Source organism: Aliiroseovarius marinus (genome assembly GCF_004360145.1).
Classification (GTDB): Bacteria; Pseudomonadota; Alphaproteobacteria; order Rhodobacterales; family Rhodobacteraceae; genus Aliiroseovarius; species Aliiroseovarius marinus.
In genome coordinates this window covers 399,888-419,577 of sequence record NZ_SAIT01000003.1, presented here as the reverse complement: position 1 = coordinate 419,577, position 19,690 = coordinate 399,888, and the positions used below count along the sequence as shown (strand labels likewise).

The following is a 19,690-nucleotide window of genomic DNA, read 5'->3' as shown; positions in this document are numbered from 1 at the left end:
GCGAAATCCGTGTCGGAGGTGAAGTCTTGCGGGCAAAGCTGTTTGGAGAGGTCCACCTGCACCTAGGTGCGCACCGGACTGGGTCGACCACATTCCAGATGATGCTGGGTGAGAATAGTGCCGCGATTCTGGCGCAGGGTGTCCGCGTCGGTTTTGCCGGGCGGGGCGACATTCCAAACGGAAACCTCGACTTGCGCGTGCGCCATCAAGCCTTTGCGAAAGGCAAAGCAAGGGTCAAGCAGCACATCGCAGAGATCCGGTCAGAGCTCGCCCCATTTGTGAAAGCAGAGGGCAGCAAGCACGCCATCATTTCTGATGAGAACATGCTGGGGGGGATGGCGCCGTTTGAGCTGGGCGCGTTTTATCCAGATGTGCCTTTGCGGATGGAGATTATACGTAAGGCCTTGTTTCCAAATGCAATTGGAAATTTGCTTCTGATGGTCCGACCTTATGACACTCTATTTGAATCCGCTTTTCGAAAACGGGCCGAAAGATTTGCGCTGCCAGCGTTTCCAGAGGTCGCGCCGGTGCAAACCAGATTTGAAGGGGGCTGGCCAAAGGTTGTTGATCAGATCCTGAACACTTTGAAGCCGAAACGCTTGTTCGTTGTCACCTACGGTCGCGATCGTGATGATCTGGCGTTGTTAAAGCAGCTGTGTCCGACGCTGGACGTCACGGGCATGAAGCGCCCTGAAACTTGGGTAAACAGCAGCTTTACCGACAATGCGTTATTTGAATGCCAACGGCAGATACATGCGGGCGAAGAGCTGACGCAAGAGGCGTCCTGGGCGATCCGAGACGCGTTTGCAGAGGGTCAGGCAGAACAGCCTTTTGCCAAGTTCGCGCCAAAGCAGGCCGCCATGTTGAAGGATCGGTATCAGGCTGATCTTGCTACACTGCGCAATCACGCAGGCATCACGTTCTTAGAATTCTGAAGCAGTGATCCCAGACCTCAGGTCGTCTGGGTCTACGCAGGTTTGTCTGCAAAGGCTGGTCGATGGCTCGACGAAAAAGGCCCGGCGATGGCCGGGCCTGATCTGCTACGTGAAGCGTGTTAGCCGTTAGCCGTCGAAGTCGACCTGTTGCACCAGCTTCAGGGCCTCGGCGCGATTGCCGGCCACGTCCATCAGGTTCACGCCGTCTGCGGTGAACTCACCCCAGCTGGTCACCACCGCATCTGCCTGCGTTCCCGGCGCGATCGGGTATTCATAGTTCTGCGAGGCATAGATTTCCTGCGCTTTCGGCGAGGACAGGAATTCCATCAGTTTGATGGCGTTGTCCTTGTTCGGCGCGTGCTTGGCCAACGCCATGCCCGACAGGTTCACGTGAGTGCCCGAGCCTTCGAAGACCGGGAAGATGACGTTTACGCTGTCGGCCCATTCTTTCTGCTCTTCATCGGCCAGCATCTTGCCCATGTAGTAGGTGTTGCCGATCGAGATGTCGCATTCGCCCGCCCAGATCGCTTTGACCTGCGCACGGTCGTTGCCCTGCGGCTTGCGGGCGAGGTTGGCTTTCACGCCTTCCAGCCATGCAGTGGTCGCGGCCGTGTCATGGTGGGTCAGGTGGGCCGAGACCAGCCCCAGCGTATAGCTGTGGGTGCCCGAACGGGTGCAGATGCGGCCCTTCCATTTCGGGTCGGCAAGGTCCTCATAGGTGGTAACTTCGCCCTCGGCCACGCGGTCTTTCGAGGCATAAACGATCCGTGCGCGCGAGGTCAGGCCGAACCACTGGTCGCCCGGGTCGCGGTACGCCGCGGGGATGTTGGCTTCCAGAACGTCCGACTGCACGGGCTGGGTCAGGTCCGCTTCGACCACGCCTGCCAGACGCGAGATGTCGACCGTCATGATCAGGTCAGCGGGGCTGCGTTTGCCTTCGGCCTGCAGGCGTTCAACAACGCCTTTTTTCAGGAAGGCCACGTTCACCGTGATGCCGGTGTCTTCCTGGAACGCGTCCATCAGGGGTTGGATCAGCTCGGGCTGACGGAAAGAATAAACATTCACCTCGTCAGCGCTTGCGGCGGCGGGGGTAAGGGCTGTGGCGCCAACAAGGGCCATGGCAAGCGTGCGAACAGATTTCATCGCGCGGATCTCCTTCGGTTTCGATGGGGCGCTTAAACCCGAGTCTTTCTTTCGGGTCAATACCTGATTAAAATAATCGGGGAAAATGTCGCAGGTTACTCTGCAGCGCGTTCGGCGGCTTTTTCGGCCTCCCACAACGCGTCCATTTCTTCCAGATTGGATTGCTCAGGTGTCTTTCCCGCGGTGGCCAGCCGGCGCTCGATTCCTTTAAAGCGCCGTTCGAACTTGGCATTGGCGTGGCGCAGCGCTTCCTCAGGCTCGACATCCAGATGCCGGGCAAGGTTGGCGACGACGAACAGCAGATCGCCGATTTCTTCGCGCAGCTCGTCTTGTCCCAACGTATCGCGGGCCTCGGCCACTTCGCGCGCTTCTTCGGTGATCTTGTCCAGAACCATGCTGATCTCGGGCCAATCGAAGCCGACACGCGCGGCGCGTTTTTGCAGCTTTACCGCGCGCAGCAGGGCGGGCAGGCCAATGGCGACCCCATCCAAGACGCCTTGCTGGGCTTTCGCCGCACGTTCGGCGGCCTTGATGGTCTCCCAGTCGCGGGTTTGCTGTTCGGCTGACTTGTCGCGGTTTTCGTCCCCAAACACGTGGGGGTGCCGCGCCACCATCTTGTCAGACATCGTGTCGGCCACGTCGTCAAAGCTGAACAGGCCCTTTTCCTCGGCCATTTGCGCGTGGAAAACGGATTGGAACAGCAGATCGCCCAACTCACCCTTCAATTCGTCCCAAGCCTCGCGCTCGATCGCGTCGGCGACCTCGTAGGCTTCCTCGATCGTGTAGGGTGCGATTGTGCGGAACTCCTGCTCGATATCCCACGGACAGCCCGTTTCGGGATCGCGCAGTCGGCGCATGATCTCGCGCAGGCGGTCCATGCCGCCATTTGGGTCGTGCACAAGCTGGTCGGACGTTTTGGTCATTGCATTTGCCCCGTATTCAGGAAACCTTCGACCCAATTCAGGAGGGCCCGATGGCTGTTATCAACCGTATCGCTGATTTTGACGAAGATATGAAGGGCTGGCGCCGTCATCTGCACCAGAACCCCGAGTTTGGGTTGGAGTGTCACCAGACGGCGGCGTTTGTCTGCGACCGCCTGCGGGAATTCGGCGTGGATGAGATCCACCCGCAAATCGGCGTCTCGGGCGTGGTGGCGATTATCAACGGGCAGGGGGATGGGCCGACCATCGGGCTGCGCGCCGATATGGATGCTTTGCCGATGGAGGAGCTGACAGGGCTCGACTATGCCTCGCAGAATGAGGGGCTGATGCATGCCTGCGGCCATGACGGGCACACCACGATGTTACTGGGGGCGGCCCGCTATCTCTCCGAGACGCGGAATTTCCGGGGGCGGGTCGCTCTGATTTTCCAGCCCGCCGAAGAGAATTTCGGGGGCGCCAAGTATATGTGCGACGAAGGCATGATGACGCGTTTCGACATTGCCGAGGTCTACGCGCTGCACACCATGCCGGGGATCGAGCTGGGTCATTTCGTCACCACGCCCGGCCCGATGATGGCGGCGGTGGACACGCTGCGTGTGACGGTTACCGGGGTGGGCGGCCACGGTGCCTATCCGCATGAATGCGTGGACCCGATCCCGGCGATGGTCGCGATGGTGCAGGCGCTGCAAACCATCGTCAGCCGGAACCTGCGTCCGCTCGATGAGCTTGTGGTCTCGGTCACGGAAATCCACGCGGGCACGGCCGATAACGTCATCCCAGAAAGCGGCTGGTTTGGGGCGACGATCCGTTCGTTCACGCCTGAGGTGCGTAAGATGGTTGAAACCCGGATTCGCGAGATTTTGGAGGGGCACGCCGCCAGTTTCGGTGTCTCGGTCGATATCGACTATGAATTGGGCTACCCGCCGATGATCAACACTGCGCCAGAGGTGGCGAAGGCGGCCGATGCCGCGCGTGAGATTTCGGGGGCAGACCGCGTCGACGATGCCTCGGGGCGCGAAATGGGGGCCGAGGATTTTGCCTACATGCTGGAAGAACGCCCCGGCGCTTATCTGTTCCTGGGGCAGGGCGAGGGGCCGGGGGTGCATCACCCGAAGTTTGACTTCAATGACGAGGTCGCAGCCTATGGATCCAGCTTTTTCGCCCGTCTGGTCGAGCGGTTAAATCCTGTCGCATAAAATATGATCAAATTGCTGGCGTCGTGCGGTAACCTGTGCTAGGGATCCTCCAAACAAGGAGGTCATAATGGCATTGGAAGACGCCGCCGAACAGGTGGATACCGCGATCACACGCGAAGGATTTAAAGGGCTTTCCTTTGAAAACACCTTTGGGGGTGTGCGATCCTTCCTGCGTCGCACCTACACCAAGGACCTGTCGGATGTAGACATCGCCGTTACGGGGATTCCATTTGATCAAGCGGTAACAAACCGCCCCGGAACCCGCCTTGGCCCACGCGCCATTCGCGATGCGTCGAGCCTTCAATCGCCTGATCCGGCCTATGGCTGGGGCTTCGATGTCTTGTCAGAATTTGCGGTCGCGGATTACGGCGATCTGGCCTTTGACTACGCCCGTATCGACCAGTTTCCGGCGGTTCTTGAGGCGCATATCACCTCGATCCTCGACCAAGACGCGGCGTGTCTGACGCTGGGCGGCGATCATTACATCACCTTCCCGATCCTGCGGGCGCATGTGAAGAAGCATGGGCCGCTCAGCCTGTTGCAGTTTGATGCGCACACGGACACGTGGCCGGATGACGACATGAGCCGCGTGGATCACGGCACCATGTTCTATAAGGCGGTGAAAGAGGGTTTGATTGATCCCAGCCGTTCGGTTCAGGTGGGGATCCGCACGACCAACGAAGACACGCTGGGTGTAAACATCATCGACGCGCGCGAGGTGCATGAAACCGGCCCCGCCGCCGTGGTCAAAAAGATCAAGTCCATTCTGGGTGACAACAAGACCTATTTGACCTTCGACATCGACGGTCTAGACCCGGCCTTTGCGCCCGGAACGGGGACGCCCGTGTGGGGCGGTCTGACGTCGGGCCAAGCCTCGATCATCCTGCGCGATCTGGCTGGGATCAACGTGGTGGGCGGCGATGTGGTCGAGGTGTCCCCTCCGTTTGACACGACCGGCGCCACCGCAATTGCCGGCGCGCATATCGCGATGGAGATCTTGAACCTCTGGGCCTACAACAAGCGCAAATAGGTTTTCTTTCAATAGAATAGCATACAGCGCCCGGATCGGTTTACCCCGTTTCGGGCGCGTCCTGCTTGACGCCATGTCATTCTGATCCGGGGGCTGTTTCGGCGCGTATCCGACCTATATCTGGCCGACATCGCCCAAGGAGCTCCCGTGAAACTGATCCTGATCATCGCCGCCGTACCCGTGGCTCTTGCCGCAGCCCTCGCACTCTATGCGCGGCTTTCCCCGATTGATGCAGACAGGTTCGCCTCGACGCCCGGACCAGATCAGGCGGGCATCCACACGCTGCCTGGCGGGGTCAAATACGTGCTGCCCCTGTCCGATCTGCCCAAGGATGCGATGTCCAAGCTGCTAGATGTCGTGCGTCAAACCCCACGCACATCCGAAGTCGCAACGGAATACGGCAACAGCTTTGTCACCCGCTCGCGTGGCTTTGGTTTTCCCGATATCACGCGGATCTGGTTGGAGGATGACAACCTGCACATCCACGCACATCTGGTGATTGGGAAATCAGATCTTGGGGTCAATCGTGACCGGGTCGGGCAATGGAACGAAGCGCTGCGGGGTTCCCTGCGCTGACACGCACCCTTTACCCGTTTCGCGCCACATGGGGACGTTCAGGCTCATCTCGCAGCGGGCCATGAAGGCGCGCCCATCGACGAACAGGCAGATCGACTGGCCCAGTTCGACCCGGCCACCCGTGCTGTCGGTGCAATAGCAATCAATCACCTTGCCGCCGGGCCCGGTCACATCGGCCTGAGCCGGGGTGGCCAGTACCGCAAGAAGAAACACGAAACGATACGTCATGGGCGCAGTCTAGCACGCCCGCGCCCCTTGACCAAACTCCCGTAATCATAGACACCATCCCCATGGTTCCTATGGAAAAACTCAACGCGATCACCGAGCGCTTTCAGTATCTCGAAGCCCGTATGGCCGAGGGCCTATCGGGCGATGAAATAGCAGCGCTTGGACGCGAATATGCCGAGCTGAAGCCGGTGGTGGATGAAATCGCAAGCTATCAGCAGCTTCTCGATGACATCGCCGAGGCCGAGCTGATGATGGACGATCCCGACATGCGGGAATTGGCCGAGGAAGAGCTGCCCGCCCTGCGCGAACGCCTGCCCGAGATGGAGCAATCCATGCGGCTGGCGCTGTTGCCGAAGGACGCAGCCGATGCGCGCCCGGCCATGATCGAAATCCGCCCCGGTACGGGCGGGGACGAGGCGGCCTTGTTCGCAGGCGACCTTCTGCGGATGTACCAACGCTATGCAGAATCGCGCGGCTGGAGCTTTGATATCGTTGAACAAAGCCTATCCGAGCTTGGGGGGATCAAAGAGGTCACCGTCCACGTGAAGGGCGAGGGTGTGTTCGCGCGGTTGAAGTATGAAAGTGGCGTGCACCGCGTGCAGCGCGTACCGGAAACCGAAAGTGGTGGTCGGATCCATACCTCGGCCGCGACGGTCGCCGTGCTGCCGGAAGCCGAGGACGTGGACATTCAGATCGAGCCCGGTGATCTGCGGATCGACACGATGCGGGCGTCTGGGTCGGGCGGTCAGCACGTGAACACGACGGATTCGGCTGTGCGCATTACCCACCTGCCTACAGGCATCATGGTGGTCAGTTCCGAGAAATCACAGCACCGCAACCGCGAGATCGCGATGCAGGTTCTGAAGACGCGGCTTTACGATCTGGAACGCCAGCGGGTCGATAGCGAACGCGCGGCGGATCGGAAGTCTCAGGTCGGATCGGGCGACCGCTCGGAGCGGATCCGGACTTATAACTTCCCGCAGGGCCGCATGACCGACCACCGCATCAACCTGACGCTTTACAAGCTGGATCAGATTATGGGCGGCGATCTGGACGAGATCGTGGACGCGCTGACCGCTGAAGCCCAAGCCGCGCAGCTGGCGGATCTGGACGCGTGACGACCGGGGCTGTGCTGCTGGCTGGGGCCGTCGCGCGGTTGCGCGAGGCCGGGATCGATGATCCGGCGCGGGATGCACGCGTTCTGTTGGGTTTTGCGCTGGGGGTGGAGCGCAGCCGCCTGACCTTGGTGATGCATGATGACGTAACGCCCGATCAGGCAGATGCGTTCGAGCGGGCCATCGAGGCCCGCCTCAAACGCCAGCCCGTCGCGCAAATCGTCGGACAGCGCGCGTTTTACGGGCGGGATTTTATTGTGACCCCCGACGTGCTGGATCCCCGCCCGGATACCGAGCTTTTGGTTGATCTTGCCCTGTCGGCGCCATTTGAAACGGTTTTTGATCTTGGTACAGGTTCGGGCTGTATCCTGTTGTCTTTGCTGGCGGAACGTTCCGCAGCCATAGGGCAGGGGGTGGACCTATCCGAAAAGGCGCTGGACGTTGCCCGACGAAATGCCAGGAAGCTTGGCGTACAGGATCGTGTCACGTTTTATGAAGGCAGCTGGTTCGCCCCTCTTGAGGCCACAACGCGCTTTGACCTGATTGTCTCGAACCCGCCCTATATCACGCAGGATGAAATGGCTGAGCTATCGCCCGAGGTCCGCACGTGGGAGCCGCATATGGCGCTGACCCCCGGTGGAGACGGTCTGGACGCTTATCGGGTCATTACCCAAGCCGCGCCGGACCATCTGGCCATGGATGGGCGGTTGCTGCTTGAAATCGGACATCTGCAAGGTGACGCCGTGTCCGCGCTTTGTCGCTCTGCCGGGTTTTCGGATGTTACGGTCCATCAGGATCTGGCAGGGAAAGATCGCGTCGTGGCGGCCTCGGGGTTTCAATGGGCGTAACCTTCAGTCTGGGTCCTAAACCCCGATAATTGACGCAAAATGCCGCCAAATCGGGCAAATAATCCATATAAGGCTTGTGTTTTTCCGGGGCACATGGTTGTTAGAGGTATCAGCGCCGCAGTCCACTTGGACCGCCGCTGGGAACAAGCCCTAAAAATCGGATCATCCGGCTGCCACGCAGCCCTTGACCGAGACAACAGCGCGGCGATGGCCGCAAGACTGTGCTGAGACCGGATACTTACTTATGAGATCGTCGAAATCACGTTCGCGCAACAAGTCGAACCGCAACCGGAATAACCCGGGGAACATCATCAACCGTGTGTATGATAGCTCGGGCCCGGAAGGTAAGGTGCGCGGGACGCCGCAGCAGATTATCGACAAATACAACCAGCTGACACGCGATGCATTCCTGTCGAACGACCGTGTGGCCGGTGAGAATTTCCAGCAGCACGCCGAACACTACACCCGCCTTCTGGGCGAAGCGCAGCGTGAAATCGAGGCGCGTCGTCAGCAGGCCGACCAGCAGAATCGTGAACGCCAGCAACGCGAAAAAGACGCCCGTGCCGAACGTGCCGAGGCTCAGGCCAATGCAGCCGCCGAACAGCCCGTGCCGGGCGAGGGCGCGCAGCCTGATCTGGCCGACGCACCGCAGCCTGATATTGCCGGCGATGATGACAACGGTCTGGTCGAGACGCCTGAAAGCAAACCGCGCCGCCAGCCGACCCGCGCCCGCAAGCCGCGCAAGCCGGCCCGTAAAGAAGAGGCTTCGGCGGCAGACGCTAAACCTGCGCCTGAGGTAACAGATCCGTCGGGCGAAGCTGCCGAGTAATACGCCATCTAACTGGCCATAAAAAAAACCGGCTTGGCCGGGGTTTTTTGTTTCTATCAGAAGGGCTTAGTCCGTTCCGCGATAGGGCTCTACATACTGCAGCGCCATGTCCCACGGGAAGAAAATCCACGTGTCTTGGCTGACTTCCGTGATGAACGTGTCCACCTGCGGGCGGCCTTTGGGCTTGGCGTAAACGGTTGCGAAATGTGCCTTTGGGTACATCTCGCGCACCAGCTCCAACGTTTTTCCGCTGTCGACCAGATCGTCGATGATCAACACGCCTTCACCGTCGCCCATAAGTTCGGGGTCGGGGGATTTCAGGACCTGCGCATCGCGCTGCTGATCGGCTTTGCCGCCACCCGCGTGATAGGATTTGACGCTGATCGTATCCACGGTGCGGATGTCCAGCTCGCGGCTGACGATCATCGCGGGGGCCATGCCGCCACGGGTGATCGCAACGACAGCGCGCCAAGCACCATCATCCGGACCTTGACCGTCCAGACGCCACGCCAGCGCACGGCTGTCGCGGTGGATCTGATCCCAGCTGATATGAAAACCTTTTTCGTGCGGCAAACGGTGATCGCTCATGGGGTCGCTCCTTACTTGCGGCCGGTGGTCACGTCGATGTCGGGGGCATCGACGGCCTTCATGCCGACCACGTGATAGCCCGCATCGACATGGTGGGTTTCGCCGGTCACACCCGCGCCCAGATCCGACAACAGATACAGGGCCGAGTTGCCCACGTCGTTGATCGATACGTTGCGGCGCAGGGGCGAGTTCAGCTCGTTCCATTTCAGGATATAGCGGAAATCACCGATGCCCGAGGCAGCCAACGTCTTGATCGGACCTGCGGAAATCGAGTTCACGCGGATGCCGTCCTTGCCCAGATCCTCGGCCAGATAGCGTACCGAGGCCTCCAGCGCGGCTTTGGCCACGCCCATGACGTTGTAGTGCGGCATCACCTGCTCGGCACCGTAGTACGTCAGGGTAATCATCGAGCCACCATCGGTCATCAGATCGGCCGCGCGGCGCGCAACAGCGGTGAAGCTGTAAACCGAGATGTCCATGGTCATGCGGAAGTTTTCCGGGCTGGTGTCGACATAGCGACCGCGAAGTTCGTTTTTGTCCGAGAAACCAATGGCATGGACGATGAAGTCCAACTTGCCCCATTTCTCTTCCAAGGCGGCAAATAGCGCGTCAATCGATGCCTGATCTGCCACGTCGCATTCCAGAACAATGTCCGACCCAAGTTGGTCAGCCAGCGGTGCGACCCGCTTTTTCAGGGCCTCACCCTGATAGGAAAAGGCAAGCTCGGCGCCAGCGTCGGAACAGGCCTTCGCAATTCCCCATGCAATGGATTTATCATTCGCGAGACCCATGATCAGGCCGCGCTTCCCCTTCATCAATTCGGTCGACATAAATATTCCTCGTCCCGAGATACTGCGTTAAGACCGTTTAGGCGATTGACGGTACGTCTTCAAGTCCGGCATGGCGCTATGTGCTTGTGAAATGGCGGGATTTGGCCAAGGTATCTTGTGGGTTCGTGCGAAGATGAACCGAGTGAGAGGGAATGCAAATGTCTGAACGTGACGGAATTTTTGCGGGCGATGATCCGTTTGTCATTGCGCGAAACTGGCTGGCTGAAGCTGAGAAGAGCGAGGTGAATGATCCAAATGCAATCGCTCTGTCGACCGTCGATGCGGATGGTTTGCCGAATGCGCGCATGGTGCTGTTGAAAGACATCGAGGATGATGCGTTCGTTTTCTATACGAATTACGGCTCGGTCAAAGCGCAGGAAATCGAACAGAGCGGGAAGGCTGCCTTCGTCATGCATTGGAAAAGCCTGAGGCGCCAAATTCGCGTTCGTGGAACCGTGACGCGGGAAGAAGGGGTGCAGGCGGACAATTACTTTGCGTCGCGTTCCCTGAAAAGCAAACTGGGGGCGTGGGCGTCCAAGCAAAGCCAGCCGTTGTCGTCGCGCGCCAGCTTGATGGCCAAGGTGGCAAAGGTGACGGCGCAGCATGGGCCGACGCCGCAGCGACCAGAGTTCTGGGGGGGATACCGCATCCAGCCGAGTGAAATCGAGTTTTGGGCAGATGGTGCATTCCGTTTGCACGATCGCTTTCGTTGGTCGCTGTCAGGGCAGGATCAAAACTGGAAGGTTGAGCGCCTGAATCCCTGAAAATATTGCTGCTTTTTGGCTCTACCTATCCAAAAATACAGGGCCGGAGGGCTTGCGTCGTCCGTGCAAACGCCCCAATAGTAAACATGGGGACGAAATGTGCTAGAGGTTGATATGTCGCAGATGGGTGACGCCCAAGCGCCTGAGGTGGTGCAAGGGCAGGTCAAATGGTTCGATCCGAACAAGGGGTTCGGGTTTGTGGTTGCGAATGAAGGTGGGGCAGATATTCTGTTACATGCCAATGTGTTACGCAATTTTGGCCAAAGCTCTGTCGCCGACGGATCTAGCATCGAAATCACCGTTCAGGCCACGGATCGTGGCTTTCAAGCCATCAGCGTCTTGTCGATTGCGCCCCCGGAAGGGGACAGCGTTCATCAGCTGGAAGAGATTGTGGAAGGGCTGGTCGATCCCGACAGCATCGGCGATATGGAGCCTGCCCGTGTAAAATGGTTCGACAAGGCCAAAGGTTTTGGGTTTGCCAATGCTTTCGGCAGCTCTGAAGACATTTTTGTGCATATCGAAGTCCTGCGCCGCTCGGGACTTGCGGACCTGCAACCGGGCGAGGCGATCAGCATTCGCGCGGCCGATGGTAAGCGCGGCAAAATGGCGGTGTCCGTGCATGCGTGGGATGCTGCTGTCGACGACGGATCCGCTTCTTGACCCTTTCCTTCTTGCGCGCGGCCGTGATTGCGTGTTGCGCAGGTGTCGGCGCAACAGGGGCTCTGGCTTCGGATTGCCAGCTTGATCGCATCTCGATCCGCGGTGAGTGGGGGCAGGCGTCCTTCACGATCGAGGTCGCCGACGACCCTAATGAACGGGCGCAAGGGTTGATGTTTCGCGAAACCATGCCCACGACCCACGGCATGCTCTTTCTGTTCGAGGCACCGCAGCAGGTCGGTTTCTGGATGAAGAACACGCTCCTCCCGCTCGACATGCTGTTCATTCGCCCCGATGGATCAGTTTCCCGCATTCATGAAAACGCGATCCCTCATGATACAACCCTGATCGACGGTGGGCCGGGCGTTAGCGCTGTGCTGGAAATAAATGGCGGGCTGGCTGCGCGATTTGGCATCGGTGAGGATAGCGAACTGCAGCACCCGGCTTTTGATCAGGACGTGGCAGTCTGGCCATGTGACGCGCCCGTTTCGGATTAATCGACCAACATTGCATTTTGTCGGGATTTCTCTCTTTTCATTGCTGATGCACATCGGTAAGGAGGGGGCGTTCGGGACGTAGCGCAGCCTGGTAGCGCACCTGTTTTGGGTACAGGGGGTCGCAAGTTCGAATCTTGCCGTCCCGACCACTCTTCTTGAAAAGAGTTCGTCGTTTGAGATCTCCGCATGGCGGAGGATGCCACTATATATGGTGGCCTCGCGGCGATTGGATCCCCGCAACACACCCTCAATCCGCTAACCAAGATGCCCTCAACTGAGTCGGATTTCGGCGGTTGCAGGCATCCAGTACGCGCAGATTCGCGGCGCGATTTGCGAAACAGAACAATGCTGTAATGCAGCATCGAAGAGCGCTCATTTTTTACGCTATGGCTTGTGGTGATACATGTCACTTCAAGCAACATATTGTGTTCGGTACGTAAGCGGGCCAATTTGCTAGTAAAATAAGGATACACGCAAAGGTAGTATTAACCGAGAATCAATCAGGTGCCATTCCGGTGGGCGAACGACCACCTGCGTCAACAGAAAAGAGTTGGGGATATCTTTGAATTTGTCGTTGACGGTATAGGGCGGTCTACGCCAGATTGTGGGGGCTAGTCGAAAGGGCCACAATATATAGTGGCTCGCGGTTGGTAGGGTGAAAACAGGGGACCATGCTTCGATTTTGAAGTCTCAAGGGTGCGACACTTTGAAAGTGTGCGGCGCTCGGCGGTATTCTTGTGTCCTATCCGCAGCCACTTCGACTAGCACGAATTTGATGGAAAAGGGCAGATCTCTTGCGCTGACGGGCCGCAGGGGACGACTAAAGGGACTGGACAGGGCACAATGAAGATTGAACGCAAATTCACAAAATCGGGGCAGGGCGCGTATTCCGAGCTGGAGTTTACCACCACGGCATCAGAAATTCGCAACCCGGATGGCACCATCGTCTTCAAACTGGACGAATGCGAAGTCCCCACGAGCTGGAGCCAAGTGGCCTCGGATGTGATTGCGCAGAAATACTTCCGTAAGGCGGGGGTCCCCGCTGTCCTGAAGAAGGTGAAGGAAAAAGGCGTTCCCGAATTCCTGTGGCGCTCGGTCCCCGATGAAAAGGCCATGGCAGATCTGCCCGAAGAGGAACGCTTCGGCGGCGAAACGTCGGCCAAGCAGGTGTTTGACCGTCTGGCAGGCGCGTGGGCCTATTGGGGTTGGAAGGGTGGTTACTTCACCACCGAAGAAGACGCCCGTGCCTATTTCGACGAAATGCGCCACATGCTGGCCAGCCAGCGTGCCGCGCCCAACTCGCCCCAGTGGTTCAATACAGGCTTGCACTGGGCTTATGGCATCGATGGTCCGGCACAGGGCCACTATTATGTCGACCACAAGACCCGCAAACTGACCCGTTCCAAGTCGTCCTATGAGCATCCGCAGCCGCATGCCTGCTTCATCCAGTCGATCGGTGATGATCTGGTGGGCGATGGCGGCATCATGGACCTGTGGGTCCGCGAGGCACGTCTGTTCAAATACGGTTCCGGCACCGGCACCAACTTCTCGTCCCTACGTGCGGCCGATGAACCGCTGTCGGGTGGTGGCAAATCCTCGGGCCTGATGGGCTTTTTGAAAATCGGTGACCGCGCTGCTGGCGCGATCAAGTCGGGTGGCACCACCCGCCGTGCGGCCAAGATGGTGATCGTCGATGCCGACCACCCGGATATCGAGGAATACATCAACTGGAAGGTTAAGGAAGAGCAGAAGGTGGCCTCGCTTGTCGCTGGCTCGAAGATGCACGAACAGCATCTGAACCATATCTTCGCCGCCATCCGCGCATGGGACGGCAAGGAAGAAGATGCTTATGATCCGAAGACCAACGAGACGCTGAAGGACGCGGTGCGCGCAGCGAAAAAGGTTGCAATTCCCGAGGCTTACGTCAAGCGCGTACTGGATTACGCCAAGCAGGGCTTTGGCTCGATCGAGTTCCCGACCTATGACACCGACTGGGATTCAGAGGCTTACGCCACCGTCTCCGGCCAGAACTCGAACAACTCGGTCCGCGTGACCGACAGCTTCCTGAAAGCTGTTGAGGCCGACGCCGATTGGGAGCTTATCCGCCGCACCGATGGCACCGTCGCCAAGACCATCAAGGCGCGTGATCTGTGGGAGCAGATCGGCCACGCCGCATGGTCCTGCGCTGATCCCGGTATCCAGTATCACGACACGGTCAACGCGTGGCACACATGCCCGGAAGACGGCCAGATCCGCGGCTCGAACCCTTGTTCGGAATACATGTTCTTGGACGACACCGCGTGTAACCTGGCCTCGATGAACCTGCTGACCTTCCTGAAGGATGGTCAATTCCAGGCCGAAGATTACATGCACGCCACGCGCCTGTGGACCATCACGCTGGAAATCTCGGTCATGATGGCGCAGTTCCCGTCGAAAGAGATCGCGGAATTGTCTTATGTTTTCCGCACCTTGGGTCTGGGCTATGCCAACATCGGCGGCCTGCTGATGAACATGGGCTATGGCTATGACAGTGACGAGGGCCGTGCGCTCTGTGGCGCGCTGACCGCGATCATGACCGGTGTGGCCTATGCGACCTCGGCGGAAATCGCGGGCGAGCTGGGCGCCTTTGAAGGCTATGAGCGCAACAAGGACCACATGCTGCGCGTCATCCAGAACCACCGCAACGCAGCTTACGGCGCCAGCGAAGGTTATCAGGATTTGGCTGTGAAACCGGTTCCGCTGGACCTGAAAAACTGCCCCGATGCCAAGTTGGTCGATCTGGCCATGGGCGCGTGGGACGAAGCCTATGCGCTGGGTGAAAAGCATGGCTATCGCAACGCGCAGGTGTCCGTGATCGCGCCGACGGGCACCATCGGTCTGGTGATGGATTGTGACACGACCGGGATCGAGCCGGACTTTGCGCTGGTGAAGTTCAAGAAGCTGGCCGGTGGCGGCTACTTCAAGATCATCAACCGTTCGGTGCCTGCCGCGCTTGAAAAGCTGGGTTATGACAGCGCACAGATCGAAGAGATCATCGCCTATGCGGTCGGTCACGGCACCATGGGCAACGCACCTGCGATCAACCATACCACGCTGATCGGCCACGGCTTTGGTCAGAACGAGATCGAGAAGATCGAGGCGGCCTTGCCATCGGCCTTCGACATCCGCTTTGTCTTCAACCAGTGGACGCTGGGCGAAGAGTTCTGCACCAACGTTCTGGGCATCCCGGCGGACAAGCTGAACGATCCCGAGTTCAACCTGCTGCGTCATCTGGGCTTCACCCGAAAGGACATCGAAGCCGCGAACGACCACGTTCTGGGCACGATGACGCTTGAAGGCGCGCCGTTCCTGAAGGAAGAGCATTACAACGTCTTCGATTGCGCCAACCCGTGCGGCAAAAAAGGCAAGCGTTTCCTGAGTGTTGACAGCCACATCCACATGATGGCCGCGGCGCAGTCGTTCATCTCGGGTGCGATCTCGAAAACGATCAACATGCCGAATGACGCCACCATCGAGGACTGCCAGAAGGCGTACGAACTCAGCTGGTCGCTAGGTGTGAAGGCCAATGCGCTGTATCGTGATGGCTCGAAGCTGAGCCAGCCTTTGGCGGCGGCTCTGGTCGAGGATGACGAGGAAGCAGAAGAAATTCTGGCTTCGGGCTCGACCCACGAGAAAGCCGTGACGCTGGCCGAGAAGATCATCGAGAAGGTGGTGATCAAAGAAGTGGCGCGCGGCCGCGAGAAGCTGCCCGAGCGCCGCAAGGGCTATACGCAGAAAGCCATCGTCGGCGGCCACAAGGTCTATCTGCGCACCGGCGAATACGAAGACGGCAATCTGGGCGAGATCTTCATCGACATGCACAAGGAAGGCGCTGGCTTCCGTGCGATGATGAACAACTTCGCCATCGCCGTGTCGGTCGGCCTGCAATACGGCGTGCCGCTGGAAGAGTTCGTGGACGCCTTCACCTTCACCAAGTTCGAACCGGCGGGCATGGTACAGGGCAACGACTCGATCAAGAACGCGACGTCGATCCTGGATTACATCTTCCGCGAACTGGCCGTGTCCTATCTGGACCGCACCGATCTGGCACATGTGAAACCGCAAGGGGCCACGTTCGACGATCTGGGCCGAGGCGAGGAAGAGGGCGTATCCAACGTACAGGAGCCGTCCGAGACCGCCGCCACTAAGTCCTTGGAAGTGCTGAAACAAATCAGCTCGACCGGCTATCTGCGTAAGCGTCTGCCGCAAGAACTGGTGGTGCTGCAGGGCGGAGCCGAAGCGGGCGGGACGGTTCTGACCGGAACTGATCCGGTGGCGACGTTGAACACTCTGGTGCCGGAAACGGCGGGTGGCGACACCGCTGTGGTCGAGATGTCGGTGACCGAGACCTCGGTCTCGACCGGAACCGTGAACACCATTGATGCACGCACCAAGGCCAAGATGCAGGGCTACGAAGGCGATCCCTGTGGCGAGTGCGGAAACTACACGCTGGTGCGCAACGGTACCTGCATGAAGTGCAACACCTGCGGCTCGACCACGGGCTGTAGCTAACGGTTTCGTTCGGGCCGCCGTGTCCCAAGTGGCGGCCCGGGCAAGGTTAGGGTGGGTACGGGGGATGCCCGCCATCCTAACATGGGGCAGGTGCGCTTGCCCCCGACACAGGTAGGGCCGCAGGCAACTAAACCGAGCGGTACAAATGATGAGCCCTATCAGTGAAACTGGGGTGCCCGCCGGGCACCCCGTTTTTCTTTTCGGACGCAGGATTGTGGGCGTAGGCGCAAGGCCAATAAAAAACGCCCAGTTGCAGCGGCAACCGGGCGTCTGTTTTTTCTGAGCGCTGGTTTATACGCCGCGGGGCAGGGCGGCGACACCCGTACGGGCGACTTCGCACAGGCCCAGCGGGCGCATCAGCTCGGCAAAAGCGTCAATCTTCTCGGTCGTGCCGGTGATCTCGAACACGAAGCTGTCCAGCGTGCTGTCCACGACGTTGGCGCGGAAGATGTCAGCCAGACGCAGCGCCTCGACGCGTTTGTCGCCCGCGCCTTCGACTTTCAGCAGCGCCAGTTCACGCTCGACCGCAGGGCCTTCAACCGTCAGGTCATGCACTTCGTGCACGGGAACGATACGGCCCAGCTGTGCCTTGATCTGCTCGATCACGGCGGGGGTGCCGGTGGTCACGATGGTGATGCGCGACAGGTGACCTTCGTGGTCAACCTCGGCCACGGTTAGGCTTTCGATGTTGTATCCACGGCCCGAGAACAGACCGATCACACGTGCCAGAACACCCGCTTCGTTGTCCACCACGCAGGCCAGCGTGTGGCGTTCAATGATGTCCGAGTTCGGGTCGCGAAGGTCATAGGCCGACTTGCGGGAAGAGCCTTTTTTGATTTTTAGTGCAGACATTTAGAGGCCCTCCTTAAACCAGTGTTGCGCCAGCGGCACCGATGACGCCCTGCGTCTCGGCTTCGCCCATCAGCATGTCGTTATGCGGTGCGCCCGACGGGATCATCGGGAAGCAGTTGGCGTGTTTCTCGACCAGAACGTCCAGAATGAACGGGCCGTCATAGTCCAGCATTTCCTGAATGGCGTCGTCCAGCTCGGCCGGGTCAGATACCTGACGGCCTTTACAGCCGAATGCCTCGGCCAGCTTTACGAAGTCCGGCAGGCTTTCCGACCAGCTGTGCGAATAACGCTCGCCGTGCAGCAGCTCTTGCCACTGGCGCACCATGCCCAGACGTTCGTTGTTCAGAATGAACTGCTTGATCGGCGCACGGAACTGAACGGCGGTGCCCATTTCTTGCATGTTCATCAGCCACGAGGCATCGCCCGCCACGTTGATGACGCAGGCGTCCGGATGCGCAATCTGCGCGCCCAGCGAGGCCGGCAGGCCATAACCCATCGTGCCCAGACCACCCGAGGTCAGCCAGCGGTTCGGATCCTCGAAGCCCATGAACTGCGCGGCCCACATCTGGTGTTGGCCCACTTCGGTGGCCACATAGCGGTCTTTGTCCTTGGTCAGCGCCTCAAGACGTTCCAGCGCGTATTGCGGTTGGATCACGTCGTCGGTGTTGCGATAGGACAGGCAGCGACGCTCTTTCCACTCGGCAATCTGCTGGGTCCATTTGTCCAGACCGTCTTTGTTGGTCTTGCGTCCGCGCGCTTTCCAGACCTTCAACAGGTCTTCCAGAACGTGGCCTACATCGCCAACGATCGGCAGGTCCACGTGCACAACCTTGTTGATCGAGCTGGGATCAATGTCGATATGCGCCTTTTTCGAGTTCGGGCTGAATGCGTCAAGGCGGCCAGTGATCCGGTCGTCGAAACGTGCGCCAACGCAGATCATCAGGTCACAGTCATGCATGGCCATGTTGGCTTCATACAGGCCGTGCATACCCAGCATGCCCAGCCACTGTTCGCCCGACGCCGGGTAGGCGCCCAGACCCATCAGGGTCGAGGTGATCGGGAAGCCAGTTGCGTCCACCAGCTCACGCAGAAGCTGGCTGGCCGCGGGGCCCGAGTTGATTACGCCGCCACCGGTATAGAAGATCGGGCGCTCGGCGGTTTCCATCAGCTCGGCCAGCTCGGTGATAGCGTCGATGTCACCACGCATCTGCGGCTGATAGTGGCCGGTTTCGGTCTTGGCGGGCGGCGTGTAGTCGCCGGTGGCGAATTGTACGTCCTTCGGAATGTCGATCAGCGTCGGACCGGGACGGCCCGAGGTCGCCACATGGAACGCCTGATGGATCGTTTCCGACAGCTTGTCAGTCTCTTTCACCAGCCAGTTATGCTTGGTGCAGGGGCGGGTGATGCCCACAGTGTCGGCTTCCTGGAACCCATCGGTGCCGATCATGAAGGTCGGAACCTGGCCGGTCAGAACAACCAGAGGGATCGAATCCAGCAGCGCATCGGTCAAACCAGTAACCGCGTTTGTCGCGCCGGGACCGGAGGTTACCAGAACAACGCCGGGCTTGCCGGTCGCGCGGGCGTAACCCTCGGCGGCGTGCACGGCGCCCTGTTCGTGGCGCACAAGGATGTGACGAATGTCGTTCTGCTGAAAGATCTCGTCATAAATCGGTAGGACAGCGCCCCCGGGATAGCCAAAGACTGTGTCCACACCCTGATCCTTCAGGGCTTGAACTACCATTTTCGCTCCGGTCATCTGACGTGTCATCTTCTTCTCCGTTCCACGTGCGCTTCTCACAAAAAAGCCCCCGATCATCTCGGGGGCGCATGGGGTTCCAATATGGTTCCGTTACCGGCCCATGCGCCAATTTCCAACAAGTACTAGGACGCTGCGCATTGCAGTATTTCCCGTGTTCTTGCCCAAGGGGATCCTTGAAGGCTTCTTCAATATGTGCGCGGGACATTATGAGGGGTGGAGGGGAGCGTCAACAGCGAAAGCGCGTAGAAAATGTCGCGGAGGCGAATTTTTTGTAATATTCGGTCTTTTTGGGGTGGGCTGGGCGCAATTTGTGGAAATTTAGGCCGCGTGAGTTTGAGTTTTGGCCGTTTT

18 protein-coding genes and 1 tRNA gene are annotated in these 19,690 nt (G+C 59.2%); 12 read left to right on the top strand and 7 right to left on the bottom strand.

What is annotated here, in order from left to right; genetic code table 11:
- Nucleotides 1-98 precede the first annotated feature (98 nt).
- Entirely contained in the window at nucleotides 99-935 is an 837-nt protein-coding gene (locus EOL43_RS11785) for a hypothetical protein (RefSeq protein WP_133488769.1), read from the top strand.
- A 126-nt stretch (nucleotides 936-1,061) separates the two neighbouring features.
- Here the strand turns inward: EOL43_RS11785 and EOL43_RS11780 are convergent, their stop codons facing one another.
- Nucleotides 1,062-2,078, bottom strand: coding sequence for a Fe(3+) ABC transporter substrate-binding protein (locus tag EOL43_RS11780; RefSeq protein ID WP_133488767.1), 1,017 nt, complete (start codon nucleotides 2,076-2,078; stop codon nucleotides 1,062-1,064).
- Between the two features lie 95 nt (nucleotides 2,079-2,173).
- Nucleotides 2,174-3,001 carry a nucleoside triphosphate pyrophosphohydrolase gene (mazG, locus tag EOL43_RS11775; RefSeq protein WP_133488765.1) on the bottom strand — a complete coding sequence of 276 codons (828 nt, stop codon included), beginning with the start codon at nucleotides 2,999-3,001 and terminating at the stop codon, nucleotides 2,174-2,176.
- A 50-nt stretch (nucleotides 3,002-3,051) separates the two neighbouring features.
- On the opposite strand from mazG, the gene EOL43_RS11770 reads away from it, so the two are divergent.
- The 3 genes from EOL43_RS11770 (at nucleotide 3,052) to EOL43_RS11760 (ending at nucleotide 5,821) form a co-directional block, all read left to right on the top strand.
- Complete coding sequence (locus tag EOL43_RS11770; protein WP_133488764.1) at nucleotides 3,052-4,215, top strand: M20 aminoacylase family protein; 1,164 nt, start codon at nucleotides 3,052-3,054, stop codon at nucleotides 4,213-4,215.
- A 67-nt stretch (nucleotides 4,216-4,282) separates the two neighbouring features.
- The gene (gene speB, locus EOL43_RS11765) at nucleotides 4,283-5,245 is read left to right on the top strand and encodes an agmatinase (protein WP_133488762.1); all 963 of its coding nucleotides are present in this window, start codon (nucleotides 4,283-4,285) and stop codon (nucleotides 5,243-5,245) included.
- 147 nt (nucleotides 5,246-5,392) lie between these two features.
- Nucleotides 5,393-5,821, top strand: coding sequence for a DUF1499 domain-containing protein (locus EOL43_RS11760; RefSeq protein ID WP_133488760.1), 429 nt, complete (start codon nucleotides 5,393-5,395; stop codon nucleotides 5,819-5,821).
- Here the strand turns inward: EOL43_RS11760 and EOL43_RS11755 are convergent.
- Entirely contained in the window at nucleotides 5,753-6,049 is a 297-nt protein-coding gene (locus EOL43_RS11755; RefSeq protein WP_133488758.1) for a hypothetical protein, read from the bottom strand. The two genes, EOL43_RS11760 and EOL43_RS11755, sit on opposite strands and share 69 nt — an antisense overlap.
- 62 nt (nucleotides 6,050-6,111) lie before the next feature.
- Between EOL43_RS11755 and prfA the strand changes: the two genes are divergently transcribed.
- The 3 genes from prfA (at nucleotide 6,112) to EOL43_RS11740 (ending at nucleotide 8,841) form a co-directional block, all read left to right on the top strand.
- Nucleotides 6,112-7,167: a peptide chain release factor 1 gene (prfA, locus tag EOL43_RS11750; protein WP_133488757.1), complete on the top strand. Its 1,056-nt coding sequence runs from the start codon at nucleotides 6,112-6,114 to the stop codon at nucleotides 7,165-7,167.
- Nucleotides 7,164-8,012, top strand: coding sequence for a peptide chain release factor N(5)-glutamine methyltransferase (gene prmC / locus EOL43_RS11745; protein WP_133488755.1), 849 nt, complete (start codon nucleotides 7,164-7,166; stop codon nucleotides 8,010-8,012). Before prfA ends, prmC begins: the two co-directional genes overlap by 4 nt.
- 244 nt (nucleotides 8,013-8,256) lie before the next feature.
- Nucleotides 8,257-8,841: a DUF4167 domain-containing protein gene (locus tag EOL43_RS11740; RefSeq protein WP_133488753.1), complete on the top strand. Its 585-nt coding sequence runs from the start codon at nucleotides 8,257-8,259 to the stop codon at nucleotides 8,839-8,841.
- Between the two features lie 66 nt (nucleotides 8,842-8,907).
- Here EOL43_RS11740 and gpt read toward each other — a convergent pair whose 3' ends face one another.
- Together gpt and fabI are read right to left on the bottom strand one after the other, a co-directional pair.
- Entirely contained in the window at nucleotides 8,908-9,429 is a 522-nt protein-coding gene (gpt, locus tag EOL43_RS11735) for a xanthine phosphoribosyltransferase (RefSeq protein ID WP_133488751.1), read from the bottom strand.
- Between the two features lie 11 nt (nucleotides 9,430-9,440).
- Entirely contained in the window at nucleotides 9,441-10,259 is an 819-nt protein-coding gene (fabI, locus tag EOL43_RS11730) for an enoyl-ACP reductase FabI (RefSeq protein WP_133488749.1), read from the bottom strand.
- A 158-nt stretch (nucleotides 10,260-10,417) separates the two neighbouring features.
- Between fabI and pdxH the strand changes: the two genes are divergently transcribed.
- From pdxH to EOL43_RS11705, 5 genes are all read left to right on the top strand, one after another.
- Nucleotides 10,418-11,023, top strand: a complete 606-nt coding sequence (gene pdxH / locus EOL43_RS11725; RefSeq protein ID WP_133488747.1) for a pyridoxamine 5'-phosphate oxidase — start codon at nucleotides 10,418-10,420, stop codon at nucleotides 11,021-11,023.
- 123 nt (nucleotides 11,024-11,146) lie between these two features.
- Nucleotides 11,147-11,683: a cold-shock protein gene (locus EOL43_RS11720; protein WP_133488745.1), complete on the top strand. Its 537-nt coding sequence runs from the start codon at nucleotides 11,147-11,149 to the stop codon at nucleotides 11,681-11,683.
- The gene (locus tag EOL43_RS11715) at nucleotides 11,680-12,177 is read left to right on the top strand and encodes a DUF192 domain-containing protein (protein ID WP_240686540.1); all 498 of its coding nucleotides are present in this window, start codon (nucleotides 11,680-11,682) and stop codon (nucleotides 12,175-12,177) included. The genes EOL43_RS11720 and EOL43_RS11715 overlap by 4 nt, the downstream gene beginning before the upstream one ends.
- Before the next feature lie 72 nt (nucleotides 12,178-12,249).
- Nucleotides 12,250-12,326 (top strand) — tRNA-Pro (locus tag EOL43_RS11710).
- A 694-nt stretch (nucleotides 12,327-13,020) separates the two neighbouring features.
- A complete protein-coding gene (locus tag EOL43_RS11705) occupies nucleotides 13,021-16,728 on the top strand; it encodes a vitamin B12-dependent ribonucleotide reductase (RefSeq protein WP_133488742.1) in 3,708 nt (1,235 codons plus the stop codon).
- Between the two features lie 291 nt (nucleotides 16,729-17,019).
- Here EOL43_RS11705 and ilvN read toward each other — a convergent pair whose 3' ends face one another.
- Both ilvN and EOL43_RS11695 read right to left on the bottom strand, forming a co-directional pair.
- Nucleotides 17,020-17,580 (bottom strand): acetolactate synthase small subunit, encoded by a 561-nt coding sequence (ilvN, locus tag EOL43_RS11700; protein WP_133488740.1) that lies wholly within the window; start codon nucleotides 17,578-17,580, stop codon nucleotides 17,020-17,022.
- Between the two features lie 13 nt (nucleotides 17,581-17,593).
- A complete protein-coding gene (locus EOL43_RS11695; protein WP_133488738.1) occupies nucleotides 17,594-19,348 on the bottom strand; it encodes an acetolactate synthase 3 large subunit in 1,755 nt (584 codons plus the stop codon).
- Nucleotides 19,349-19,690 lie beyond the last annotated feature (342 nt).

Bases quoted from the DNA above. Each gene is read 5' to 3' on its own strand.
- EOL43_RS11785 (WP_133488769.1), top strand. From the start codon at position 99: ATGATGCTGGGTGAGAATAGTGCCGCGATTCTGGCGCAGGGTGTCCGC.
- EOL43_RS11780 (WP_133488767.1), bottom strand. From the start codon at position 2,078: ATGAAATCTGTTCGCACGCTTGCCATGGCCCTTGTTGGCGCCACAGCC.
- mazG (WP_133488765.1), bottom strand. From the start codon at position 3,001: ATGACCAAAACGTCCGACCAGCTTGTGCACGACCCAAATGGCGGCATG.
- EOL43_RS11770 (WP_133488764.1), top strand. From the start codon at position 3,052: ATGGCTGTTATCAACCGTATCGCTGATTTTGACGAAGATATGAAGGGC.
- speB (WP_133488762.1), top strand. From the start codon at position 4,283: ATGGCATTGGAAGACGCCGCCGAACAGGTGGATACCGCGATCACACGC.
- EOL43_RS11755 (WP_133488758.1), bottom strand. From the start codon at position 6,049: ATGACGTATCGTTTCGTGTTTCTTCTTGCGGTACTGGCCACCCCGGCT.
- prfA (WP_133488757.1), top strand. From the start codon at position 6,112: ATGGTTCCTATGGAAAAACTCAACGCGATCACCGAGCGCTTTCAGTAT.
- EOL43_RS11740 (WP_133488753.1), top strand. From the start codon at position 8,257: ATGAGATCGTCGAAATCACGTTCGCGCAACAAGTCGAACCGCAACCGG.
- gpt (WP_133488751.1), bottom strand. From the start codon at position 9,429: ATGAGCGATCACCGTTTGCCGCACGAAAAAGGTTTTCATATCAGCTGG.
- fabI (WP_133488749.1), bottom strand. From the start codon at position 10,259: ATGTCGACCGAATTGATGAAGGGGAAGCGCGGCCTGATCATGGGTCTC.
- pdxH (WP_133488747.1), top strand. From the start codon at position 10,418: ATGTCTGAACGTGACGGAATTTTTGCGGGCGATGATCCGTTTGTCATT.
- EOL43_RS11720 (WP_133488745.1), top strand. From the start codon at position 11,147: ATGGGTGACGCCCAAGCGCCTGAGGTGGTGCAAGGGCAGGTCAAATGG.
- EOL43_RS11705 (WP_133488742.1), top strand. From the start codon at position 13,021: ATGAAGATTGAACGCAAATTCACAAAATCGGGGCAGGGCGCGTATTCC.
- ilvN (WP_133488740.1), bottom strand. From the start codon at position 17,580: ATGTCTGCACTAAAAATCAAAAAAGGCTCTTCCCGCAAGTCGGCCTAT.
- EOL43_RS11695 (WP_133488738.1), bottom strand. From the start codon at position 19,348: ATGACACGTCAGATGACCGGAGCGAAAATGGTAGTTCAAGCCCTGAAG.